Source organism: Crocosphaera watsonii WH 8501 (assembly GCF_000167195.1).
In the GTDB taxonomy this organism is placed as follows: domain Bacteria; phylum Cyanobacteriota; class Cyanobacteriia; order Cyanobacteriales; family Microcystaceae; genus Crocosphaera; species Crocosphaera watsonii.
Map to the genome: position 1 here is coordinate 1 of NZ_AADV02000140.1, position 11,232 is coordinate 11,232.

At 39.3% G+C, this 11,232-nt stretch carries 10 protein-coding genes and 1 pseudogene; 6 read left to right on the top strand and 5 right to left on the bottom strand.

Features of this window, described 5'->3' with window-relative positions; translation table 11 throughout:
• Positions 1 to 261 precede the first annotated feature (261 nt).
• Entirely contained in the window at positions 262 to 531 is a 270-nt protein-coding gene (locus tag CWATDRAFT_RS25595; RefSeq protein WP_007307725.1) for a hypothetical protein, read from the top strand.
• 80 nt (positions 532 to 611) lie between these two features.
• Here the strand turns inward: CWATDRAFT_RS25595 and CWATDRAFT_RS25600 are convergent, their stop codons facing one another.
• On the bottom strand, positions 612 to 2,195 hold the full coding sequence (locus tag CWATDRAFT_RS25600) for a hypothetical protein (RefSeq protein WP_007307734.1): 1,584 nt from the start codon (positions 2,193 to 2,195) through the stop codon (positions 612 to 614).
• Positions 2,196 to 2,926: 731 nt separating this feature from the next.
• Positions 2,927 to 4,045: a PriCT-2 domain-containing protein gene (locus tag CWATDRAFT_RS25605; RefSeq protein WP_007307733.1), complete on the bottom strand. Its 1,119-nt coding sequence runs from the start codon at positions 4,043 to 4,045 to the stop codon at positions 2,927 to 2,929.
• Positions 4,046 to 4,826: 781 nt separating this feature from the next.
• Here CWATDRAFT_RS25605 and CWATDRAFT_RS40535 point away from each other — a divergent pair.
• The 5 genes from CWATDRAFT_RS40535 (at position 4,827) to CWATDRAFT_RS32445 (ending at position 8,541) form a co-directional block, all read left to right on the top strand.
• Entirely contained in the window at positions 4,827 to 5,000 is a 174-nt protein-coding gene (locus CWATDRAFT_RS40535; RefSeq protein ID WP_268742868.1) for a phycobilisome linker polypeptide, read from the top strand.
• Positions 5,001 to 5,480: 480 nt separating this feature from the next.
• Complete coding sequence (locus tag CWATDRAFT_RS25610) at positions 5,481 to 6,275, top strand: phycobilisome rod-core linker polypeptide (RefSeq protein ID WP_007307726.1); 795 nt, start codon at positions 5,481 to 5,483, stop codon at positions 6,273 to 6,275.
• 182 nt (positions 6,276 to 6,457) lie between these two features.
• Positions 6,458 to 6,652, top strand: a complete 195-nt coding sequence (locus tag CWATDRAFT_RS25615) for a phycobilisome linker polypeptide (protein ID WP_198139035.1) — start codon at positions 6,458 to 6,460, stop codon at positions 6,650 to 6,652.
• Positions 6,653 to 6,795: 143 nt separating this feature from the next.
• Positions 6,796 to 7,119, top strand: coding sequence for a Nif11-like leader peptide family natural product precursor (locus tag CWATDRAFT_RS25620; RefSeq protein WP_007307728.1), 324 nt, complete (start codon positions 6,796 to 6,798; stop codon positions 7,117 to 7,119).
• A complete protein-coding gene (locus tag CWATDRAFT_RS32445; protein ID WP_007307729.1) occupies positions 7,120 to 8,541 on the top strand; it encodes a HEAT repeat domain-containing protein in 1,422 nt (473 codons plus the stop codon).
• A 317-nt stretch (positions 8,542 to 8,858) separates the two neighbouring features.
• Here the strand turns inward: CWATDRAFT_RS32445 and CWATDRAFT_RS25635 are convergent, their stop codons facing one another.
• The 3 genes and pseudogenes from CWATDRAFT_RS25635 to CWATDRAFT_RS25645 form a co-directional block, all read right to left on the bottom strand.
• Entirely contained in the window at positions 8,859 to 10,118 is a 1,260-nt protein-coding gene (locus tag CWATDRAFT_RS25635; protein ID WP_007307732.1) for a HEAT repeat domain-containing protein, read from the bottom strand.
• Positions 10,115 to 10,780, bottom strand: a complete 666-nt coding sequence (locus CWATDRAFT_RS25640) for a chromophore lyase CpcT/CpeT (protein ID WP_326997438.1) — start codon at positions 10,778 to 10,780, stop codon at positions 10,115 to 10,117. Before CWATDRAFT_RS25640 ends, CWATDRAFT_RS25635 begins: the two co-directional genes overlap by 4 nt.
• A gap of 68 nt (positions 10,781 to 10,848) precedes the next feature.
• Positions 10,849 to 11,232: pseudogene (locus CWATDRAFT_RS25645) on the bottom strand (globin family protein); the annotation flags it as partial.

An 11,232-nucleotide genomic window follows, 5' to 3' on the forward strand; every position in this document is an offset into this window, starting at 1 on the left:
CAGCACCCACTCCGCTTTTCTTGCTTCGTTCTCGCGAAGAACTCTCTTGTATCAATGTTCTTTGACCAGAGCATGTTGTTTCTTTTCTAATGATTTGGGCAATTTTGAATGGCCGAATTTGAACCTTCTCCTTCCTAGTGTTCCGATAACTTCGGATGACCAGGGGTTTCCCACAGCGCCGGTCTTTAAACTGGTGCCCCAATCCGGGGGCTAAAAGGACAGCTTTGTGTCGCCTTGATAGTAGATTGACGAGCTGTCTGCGTGGATCAACTTCGGGAAGATCCTTGGGCTATCCACATTTCTGAATACGCAAGTATGGACATTCCTAATGTCTGGAAGCGTTGGCACAATCCTGTTCACTACACTACTTTAAAGTTCTTGGGAATTGATATTTCTACTCTCAATTTTGAAAAGATACAAAAGACTGAAAACAGTCACGTTCCTTCTTATCAATTAGAACAAGCCAAAGAAGGAATAGCTAAAAAGTTTAATGTTTCCCCAGAGCAAATTGAAATTCTTATCAAAGGTTAATGAATGTTGGTTCAATTTCAAAAATAAATCATTAGTTAATTAGGGTTTGCTGAATAAAAGCAAAACCCTATTTATTCGATTCAAAAAGGCACTTCAGGAAAAAATTCCTGCCAAACTTGATACCCATTGGGAGTGAATAAGGCCAAAATACCTAAAATTTGGAATGCTTCGTGAGGGCAAACTTTCCTGAGATAGTCGACAACACTTTCCCACCCTTCATTATGGATAGCTTTTATCATGTCTAGAGCCACCTCCAACGGCTTCAACCCCAGCCATTCCTGCATTGTGGCGTTTTCTTCGGTCCCTGTGGTAATTATTCCAGTTTCTTTATTAGCTTTATATAGAGAGTGGAATATTTTGCAGAAATCACGCCAGGATAGGATTTCATCCCCCCCAAACAGCTTGCATACCCAACTTTGGGTTGCATTGATTTCTCTGGCGATAGCTACTTGAGTAATTTTCTTTCCAGCCTTGATCAACCCCTTGGCAGCTTCAAGGATAGCCCATTTATCCCTTTTACGTCGACGGCATAACTCAGGGATATATTGATACTCATCTTCATATACCACCTTATAACCAAGCTCTTTTAGAAAAGTTAGATCAAGGTCAGGGGCGAAGATGAAGCTATGGAACTTTTGGTCTGGGTAGAGGTTTGCCCTCTGTCGGCCAACATACTGTATTATTTCCTGGTTGCACGACTCCTTATAATAATCATCAAACCCCATTGGTTTAAGTTCATTATCAAATTCAGTTACACCAAACAAGGTTATATACTCAGACTCTAAGCTACCCATATCAGGTAAAGGTTTCCCGAAGGCGGCGATCGCTTCTTTACCTTGGTCATGATTACCCCCCCTGTTGTGGTTGAACCAGTAGTAATGGTTCTCTAAAATCTTCTCATACTTCTTAAGAGCATAAATACTGATTTCTGGGAATTTATCTTTTAATTTGTCGATGGTGGCAATAATGCGCTTTAAAGCCCCTTCTGCTTCTTCTTTGGTTAATAGTTCGCCGTCAGCATTCCTGGTACGACCCCAGTTATTAGAACCCAGTCCAGAAAAGTCAACAGCATGAACAACGATATTATTTTTAGCTGTAATGGTTTCTTGTTTGACCGTGATAATTTCAGTGGGGTCAATATCTATTAATGCTGCTAGTTTAACGGTTGTTAAAGTAGCGTCAAGGTAAAGATTAGCCTGACTGGTTTTCAAGATACTCTGCATCTTAAAGTCAGGTCTAGTTATAATAATTTCACCATATTGGTTGGTCTTAAACGCGCCTTTCTTTCCTCCCCAAACTTCTAATAAGTCAAAGAGAATGTTTGATGGTAGTCTCTTAATATTTTCTAAGGTCTTCTCACGGGCTTCAATAGCTAAACCTCGACGGGCGGTCTTGGCTTGTTCACGGGTTATACCCCCCTCTTTATAGTTGACAGTTCCTGTACTGTCAGGAGTTACAAAAACATCGTCTAATTGGTTGAAATCATTGTAGATAAACTGTATTATTTCTTCTAGGTTTTCAGGAGCTTCACCAATAATATCTAAGATTTCTTTATGTCTTAGACCATAACGGCGTTTGGTATCTTTTTCAAGATAGGGGCGTAAATTTAATAAATTTTCAATAGCCAAGAAATAATCGCGATTTTTGGCTCTTAGGTCTAACATCTGGCGATTAAAACAATTGAGAGATCCTGTTATTTGTTTTGTACCTAATGTTCGACCAGCTTCTTCAATTGAGAAGAGATCCGGTGAATAGTTATAAACGGTTACATCACTTAATTGCTCTGTGGTGCATCTTATTGTAGGTGAGGATAAAGTTAGTTTTCTTTGATGTAAAAAGCCATAGCCTTCTCCTGATTCGGCACCGCATTTACTAACTATAAAAGGATTTCCCTCTGAGTCTAATTCGTTAGATTCTTGTTTTATTTTCCCATAGATACAATGACGACAAACTTGGTTGACTCCATCAAAGTAAACATCATAATTCTTAGTATATAGTTGGTTAAAGGCATCGACATTAGAACAATTACTAGGGGTAATTAATTGATGTCTTTCTCCTTTGAGTTCAATTCGCTCACCTACTTGATAGATTCCTTTCTGTCTTGGGTTAAGGTCAGTAAAGTTGTGTTTAATGGTGGGAGTAGAGGGGTTACGGTGGTCTACTGTGATATGGAAATGTTTACCATTTTCTGAGGCAAAATTACCTGTGTCATAAGATTTGCCAGAGCCGGGAACACTAGCATCTAATATATGCTTCCAGCCAGCGTTTATTAATTTTTGATAGAGTTTCTTCCTATTACCTTTCTTAAAGATAATTATCGGTGGTTCAAGCCCTTTATAGTCCTCGGGAGTGGGGACAGGATCATTAAGGGTTAATGTTATTTTTCGAGGTAATTTTACTTTAGTTTGTTCGACTTCCTTGGTAAACCGAAGCCTTTCTTATAGTGTTTGCCTAACCCGTGAAATTTAGCTTTTAAGAAGTCGATAAACTCTGAGGTTTCTTGTGCTTGTTCATTTTTTTCTTGTTCAATTTCCCATTCAACGTAAGCTTGGTATAGGTCGGCATCTGGTTCAATGGGGTATCTTTCCAGGGAATGCCATTGTTTTTCTGGGAATTTAAAGCCGTGTTGCTGTGCGATCCAAAAAAGAGTACCGGCGGTGACTTCACCTACTCTGAACCCTTGAATCTTTCTGGCAGGGTTCCAGCCTTTCATAGGGGGACTCCAGGATTCGGCTATGGTGATCGCTTCAGTGGGACCAAAGATGGTGGTTAAGGCCATGAGGACTCTTAACGATTCTTCATAAGTTCCGGTTCCTGGTTGCCGTGGTGGGATGAAGTTTAGGGCTTCTAGGGCTAGGGTTTTAAGTTCGTCGGGGTTTTGTTCATTAACCCTGGCTAATGTCTCAATACGGCGTTTTTCCCTGGCCTCCCATTCGATTTTAGCCTGTTCTTTGGCTCCATCAATGAGAGAGTCGGGTAAAGTTTGCCCATCGAGGATAAAGATTTCTGCTTGGCTATTACCGGCCCAATACCGTGAGGCATCTTTACAAGCCTCGTCAGCCGAAGGAAAATGCCCCATAACGGCTTTGACTAACTGTTCGTATGTATCTATATCCTTAATGGGTTGAGACGCATTGAAGACGATTCTAAAGCGATCACAGGGTGGGGTGTCTCCTTTTGGCTTTTGGTGGGATGCGGAAGTATAGATTAATTGTCCATATTTTTTGACAAAGGGATGGTTGAGGGCATCGTCAAGGGTTAAGCCATTATCGATGTCAAGGCCAATAAGTTGAGCTTGTTGATAGTTAGCTTTTGACCTCATGCTGTGGTCGTAGGTGGCACAAGACCAAGCATGACCTAGCAAGACGGCTTCTGCTAAGTCGTCGATGGTTAATACTTGAGTTTTAAAGCCGTCGCGGTAATGTTCGGGGTTGTCAACGGTTTTGTCAAGGTGGTGACAGTTGACGGATAACGGAAAGGTTTGGTTTTGTTGTGTCCCTGTATTGTGTTCCATTTATGGGTTCGCTTTGGTAAGGTGAGCGAGCAACCCGTTGATAGGAAGGGAAATACTGTCTTATATCGGTTTTAGAAGAGAAGGGAAGCAAGAGTGACCGAAAGATTGCAGAATGTAGATTGGAGATTGCAGATTGAGTGAGAACAAGCCCTTGTTTTTAAATATGGGTAAATCTACATTCTATCCTCTAGGATTGAGAGGTTGTACATCAGCAATTGACTGTACGGACATAACAAAATTGTGTACCATAAAGACAGCAATCCCTTCCATCACCTTCACAGTCTTTTTAGCCGTCTAAACTAAATTAAGTTAACTGTTCGGTGGGCGGGTTGCCCAAAACTTTTAAAACTTGTTCAAACTTATTTTTGGCTTTTCCACCGTTTCAAGTTTGTCAAAGCTCAAAAGCTTTAGTAGTGGTTACGTTGTCTATGAGATATCTATGCAATGACACACAGATATTCTTATAAATTCAAGGATACAGCAAAAAGACACCCACAAAAACTGATGGTTGCTTTGTGTGGGAGCTATGCAGGCTATAATCTTTGTAGAATGAGGGTTTTGGGAATTTAGGGAAAGTTACATAAAACCTTAAACATACCTAAATTTTTTCTTGTTTTTCTGTTAGCTATTGAAGATAGAAGATTTTTGTTGCATTAGATCCACTTTCACAGTTCCTTGCATTGACTTTGCAGACACGCCCTAGTATTGCTTCCAACCTAGCTCAAAAAATCAAGGTATAGCAACCGCCAAGGCGGTTGCTATAGCAGTCTCAACTGGAGGGATTTCTGGTTCCACTAATAAACGATTTCGTATTGCTGTTACGAAAGCAGGAATTACTCCAGTGACTAAGCGCAGTAATCAAACTTATGAAGTAGGTTATAGTCAACTTTCAGCCAAAATTCAAAACATCCACAAAACTGGTGGTAAGATTGTTAGTGTTACGGAGATTGTTTAATCTCTGATAGTACCATAAAAACGACAGCCATTGGCAAAATAAACCATCAAGATTACTTTTAATCTAGATATAATTTGCCAATGTTTTCAATTATTTATCCTAGATCGAAATGTCTAACAGATCCTAGGAACGTTCTAAACGTTCCCAGGTTTCAAGGTTGACTCAAAGCCTGTTATAAAGGGATTATCGGGACTTTATCAATGTGAGTAATATGAATGTTTTGATTTGGGTTTGTGATCAATGCTTTACAAGATCAAAAGTCAACGAAATAAGTAAACCTGCTACTGCATTATCCCTCAACGGGCAAAACCCTGTTGCCTTATACTGTAAAATTCTTTGACAAATAATAATTTTTGTAAATTTATTGCTCAAAAATAGGGACGAGATGGCAACTAATTACTTATTCTGACTAAAGATTGCTTGGTCAAGCAATCTTTAGACAACTTTAAAATGTTAAGCTTTTTATTTAGGAGAAAGTTAATGGGAAATTTGGCTCGTTCAGCAACCCTTGGTCTGGATGCCTTTGAAGTAGCCCCTTTGGAAATGCGTCCCTTACAGACTGAAGACGACTTGCAAACCATAATTAGGGCTGTTTACAAGCAGGTGTTGGGAAATGAGCATTTAATGGAAGAACAACGCTTAGAAAGTGCGGAAGCACTTTTGCGCGGTGGTGATATTACCGTTCGTCAGTTTGTCAGACTGGTGGCGAAATCTGAGTTATATAAGTCACTGTTTTTCTACGCCTGTCCTCCATACCGCTTTATTGAACTGAATTTCAAGCATTTATTAGGTCGTGCGCCTCAATCTCAAGCAGAAATCACCGAACACGTTGAAATTTATTACGAACAGGGATATGATGCCGAGATTGACTCTTATCTCGATAGCGACGAATATACTTTGAGTTTTGGGGAAGATATTGTTCCTTATGCTCGTCATATTCGTTCCCAGGTTGGCCTCAATAATAATAGCTTCAATGGGATGTTTTCTTTGTTAAGAGGTTCAGCTACCAGCGACAGAGATAACAGTGCTAAATTAATTGGTTCTTTGGCATCTAATTTAGCAACTCCAATTCAACCACTTGCTATGGGGAATGGTGCTAACTATGGCAATACTGGTAAGCGTTTTAAGATTACTTATTCTGCTTCCAAAGACTTTGCTCGCCTGCAAAAATTAAGTAACAAACAAATTACTGTCAGCTTTGATTGTATGTCAAAAGCTTTTCAGTCTATTCATAATGCAGGTGGTAGTATTCTCAGCATTACTGAAGCACTTTAAAAAGCTTTGTCGTAAGCAGTACATCTCCTTTCTGTCCTTAAAATTCCTGAATTGAATATTAACCAAAGATTGAGGGTTTTAAGGGTAGGACAGGAGTGAATAATATTCCATTAGTTCCTGAAATTTTTGGGTTTTTTGAGTTAATTAATCAAAATAATTTGAGGTTTTATATTATGTCAACAATGACAACAGTAGGCATTCCACAAATGAGTGATTATGCAGGTCGTATTGTGGAAATTACAGTCACGGGTGTTTGTCGCCAAGATGTTAAGCGAGTTAGTTCTTACACCGTGAAAGTTCCCCATAGTCGTATGAATGAAGCCATGCGAGAAATCTATCTTTTAGGGGGTAAAGTTGCTGATGTTAAGGTGTTATAATTCTCAACTTATTCATCAGTTTACTTGATTTTGTGTGCAACTTTTTCTGACTCATGATGACCCTGGGTTTGACTGTTTCAAAAAAAGTTGCACAGCCAGAAAAAACTCATTAATTTAACAACTTCAAGGTTAGGTCTTTTTTTATGTCTAAACAACAACTTATGGATTTTATTGTTGCTGCAAAAAATGATGAATCATTGAAAGCGCAGTTAAAAGAAGCTCAACCAGAAGAAATTATTCGTATTGCTGAAAAAGCAGGATTTAATTTCTCTGAAGAGATTAAGGGAAGATTTAGGAATCGCTGGGCAGGAGTTTACTCCTGCCCTCAAAGAACGGATGTTGACGAGATATGTCCAGCACTTTGTCCCCCAGGTTTTAAGTCCTTGGCTGAGTATTCTCAGTCAACTTGTTCTCCTTGGGATACACAAGAAAAATATGATTTTCGATCTGGGGTAAAATACAATTAAATGACAATTGAAACAATGACGACTCTTAATTCTTCTGCTCAACTGATCAACAACCCTGAAGCTGCTGTCACTGCGTTGAAAAACAGTGAAGATGAAGGAGTACGTTATTATGCTGCTTGGTGGCTTGGCAAAAATCGGATTCTGAAGGCGATTCCCCTACTGTGTGAATGTCTTAAGGATGAGCGAGATCGAACCACTCTAGGGGGCTATCCTCTTCGCCGTCAGGCAGCACGTTCATTAGGAATGTTAAAAGATTCACAGGCAGTCACCCCATTGATTGAAGCTTTAGACTGCTCTGATCTTAGATTGCAAGAAGCTGTGATTTTGGCCTTGAAGAATATTGGCGATCGCTCTGCTATCCCTGCATTAATTAACCTACTTAATCCAGAGATCAAGGACAAGCCAACTGAGGCATTAATTGAGGCGTTGACAGCCTTTAAAGTGTGGGAAGTCCAAGATCACATTGAACCTTTTCTACAGGATTCATCGGAACGAGTCAAGTGTGCAGCCGCTCAATATTTTTATGCTTTAACCCTTAAACCTCGTTACCTAGAGATGCTTTTTCAAACTCTAGGTCATGAAAACCGTTTTTTACGATATGCGGCGGCTATGGATCTTGCAGCCCTTGGTCGGTTTGAAATCGCTCCAGCTATTATTAAGGCGCAAATCCCCAATAATATCAAATTAGCCACTATCAAGCGTATTTTAGAAGCACTTTTACAAAATAAGACGGAGAGGGAAGTAAAACGGCAAGAGCAAGCCAATTTTTTATTTCCAGCACTTGACGAGCTACTGCTGGATGCTATTCAAGGAAACATTCCCAGATCGAACACTGTGGAAACAAATCAGAAAATTGAGAAAATGAAGATGTTAGTGGACCAACAAAGCATAACGTCTCAACAAGTACCTAAAAGTCTGATCTTAGAATTAATTGAAGCGGTAAAATCTCCCTATCCTAATGTCAAAGCTGCTGCAATCCAAGGATTAGTTGAATTGGCTCCTTTGAGTGCTGATGTAATAATTGAAGTGTTTGATACTGATGAAGATCAAGACTTGAGGGCAGGGCTAACTCAAGCTTTAATGTACATTGGTGATCTTAGAACAGTGTCGCTGTTGGAAAAAGTGATTGGTTTTGACATATCTGATCATTGTCAAGGGAAGATTCGCCGAGTTGCAGCTAGGGGTTTAGGTAAAATTGGCCGTCAAACTAAGAATCAAGAAGTTATTGCACAAGTGATAGAAAAGCTAAAATGGGCGTTATTAGAGCCTACTGATTGGGCTTTGCGTTATAGTGCTGTTGTGTCCCTTGAAGAAATTGGTAATAGCGATGGGATTCTAGCGTTACAGGCTGCGTCTGAGAGTGAATCTGATTTCATAGTCCAAACGAGGATTGAACGTGCTTTAACAGCTATCGGTTGGTAGGATAAACTACCCCAGGCCGCTACGCTGAGAATGGGGACTCTCGCTTGTTTTGTTGATCTTTTTCTCTAACTCACATCTTGCACCTTCGATAAAAGTAGCTAGTTTAGAGAGGGAACAGGGAACTACGGAAGGGGGAACAGGTTTTATTTTTACTGAAACTAATTTAGAATTGATTTTCTTTGCTTTTTGATTTTGATTTTCTGTACTGATGCAAGATATCAGTCTAAATGAATTGGATGACAGCATGGAAAAGGGTATCAAACCTTAATTAAGGCTGTCCTTCGTTCCTATGTTAACTATCAAGAAAGCAAAAAAAATTAGCTGATCTTCTTTTGAATAAGCCAATCAGAGTCATTATAACAAAGGGTTTTCCCACTAGAATCACCCAAATATTCTAAAGATAATAAACAAGCATACTTTAATTTCCAAACTTCACTTTCTAGACCAACTTTTAAATGAGGAATAGCTTGCTTATCACCTAAATAACCTAACGAAATAGCAGCAGCAATTCTTGATTTAACAAATTTATCTCCTAAATTAAGTAAAGTATCGAGAAAAAGCTCATAAGCTGGTTCATATTTTAACCAACCAAATAGTTTAATAATATGGTAGTGCGCTCCATAATCTTCTTGAGCATTTTCGTCAAAAGATTGTTTTAAAACATCTCCTTCCTGGGGATAGAACTCAAGCATCGCTTTACTGGCCAAATAACAATAGCCAAAATTAGTATTATAGAGGTCTTCAATGACTCTCTCTAACGTTGGTTTTTCACTGTATTCATAAGCCATTTTCAGGTCTTGGGGATGATCCCAAATGGCTAAATCAAAACTTGACTCTACCTCAGAAAAATCAAAATTGTCCTTTTCCTGTGCTTTATCTGCTAAAAATCTCATTCCCCGAAGACGTAGAGACTGGGAAACAGGAGCAACCGCTATATTAGGAATAGCCTGATTATATTCTAAATCCATCAGGTCTTGAATCGCTCCTCGTCGAGCATGAATATTTTTATCATTCAGGAAATGGATAATGTGATGGACTTGGGTATTATCTCCTGATAACTTGCTTTTGGCAGTTATGGCAGCACAGGCGATCGCCGAATCTTCTGACTCTGTAAAAGGAGCAATTCTGTCTAATGCTGGTTGGTAATTGAGTTTTGCTAGAGTTTGAATGATAACTCGATAAATTTGTCCTTCTTTGTTTAATAACTGAGCAATTTCTTCGAGAATATCTTTGTCAGATGTACTAATTTCCCCGATCGCCCAAACCGTATTTTCTACCATGTAGCGATCGCTATCTGCCAAAAAAGGTCGCATGACTTCAATCGCATCAGCAACTTTTAAACGTCCCAATGATTCGATCGCTTTACGTTGTGCTTGACGATTTTCTCTTGCTGGGTGAGGATCTTGTAAAACTTTGATCAGTGCTGCGATGGAGCGTTCACTAGGAAAGTTAACTAAATGTGCTGCTGCGAGATAACGATGATATTTTTCTTTGAGTTGTTCTACTGGTGTTTCTAGAAGTTCAATTGCTTTTTCTTCTGTTAAACCTGGAAATAAGTTGAGAAAAGGACTATTCATTTTATTTGGCAATTCTTTGGCAATTCATGAGCAAAATTTTGGACTTTTTCAAACTTAAGTAAACCTGTTGTTGATCCCCATACTTTTTCATCAGTATCAACATCAAAACCCGTATCTCTACTAATCCAAATATTTTCTGTAACTTCTACCTCACTTTTCAAATAGGTCATGCGACCATCTTTACGAGGAATGAGACATTTATTCCCTGGTTCAACCTGTCCCACAAACTTATCCCCCTCTCTTTGGAAAATAATTGCACAACCATTACGCAGTTCAATCGATTCAGGAGTAATTGTTTTGAGTATTTCTAGATCACTTCCTGAACCTGTATAAAGATCCTTATCTTTAAGAGCATAGTTTTCTACAAAAACATTGTCTCCTTGGGCAAAAATTCTATGAACATTTTGATGATGAGGATGCCAAGGATCGTAATCATAAACTTGTTCAGAATAAAAACCAACACCCTCAAAAAACTCGAAGGGTAAAGGGCGGAAAAAAATGCGAATATGAGGATGTATTCTCGGGTTATCTAAAGTTTGTTTAAAACTACTAAATTCACCCGCTAACCAACTAGCTAAAATCATGGCATCATTCATATTTTCTTCTCTTTTATCAGACAGCCAGGAAACTCCCAACATACTCATTGACTCAATTAAAGCCAACAATTTTGTCAAGAGTTTCCTTCTAGTTAGACTTGCAATTTCAGTTAATCAACTAGATTAAAATGCCCCTAAGACATGGAGTTAATAACGTAGTCGAGATAACTGGTAAGCTCAGTACCAGCTTGAGCGGACATATCACGAGGCACACAGAGACGGTCTCTTACTTTAGCAAAGGCTGCGACATAAGCAGCAGTATTAATTCCTAAAGCGCGGTAAACTTCACGCTGACCAGCAATACCCCATTCATCAAGAGGACCAGTACCACCAACTACTAAACAGTAATTGATTAACCGTAAATAGTGACTTACATCACGAAGACACTTATCTTTACGAACTTGAGGGTCTACACTTGGACTAACTCCCTTGAGGAAATTCGGCATAAACTGCATCAACAGCTTCTGCTAGCGGTACGAGCTGAGTCATCCACNCTCTTCCTCCTCTCCCCCCCTCCC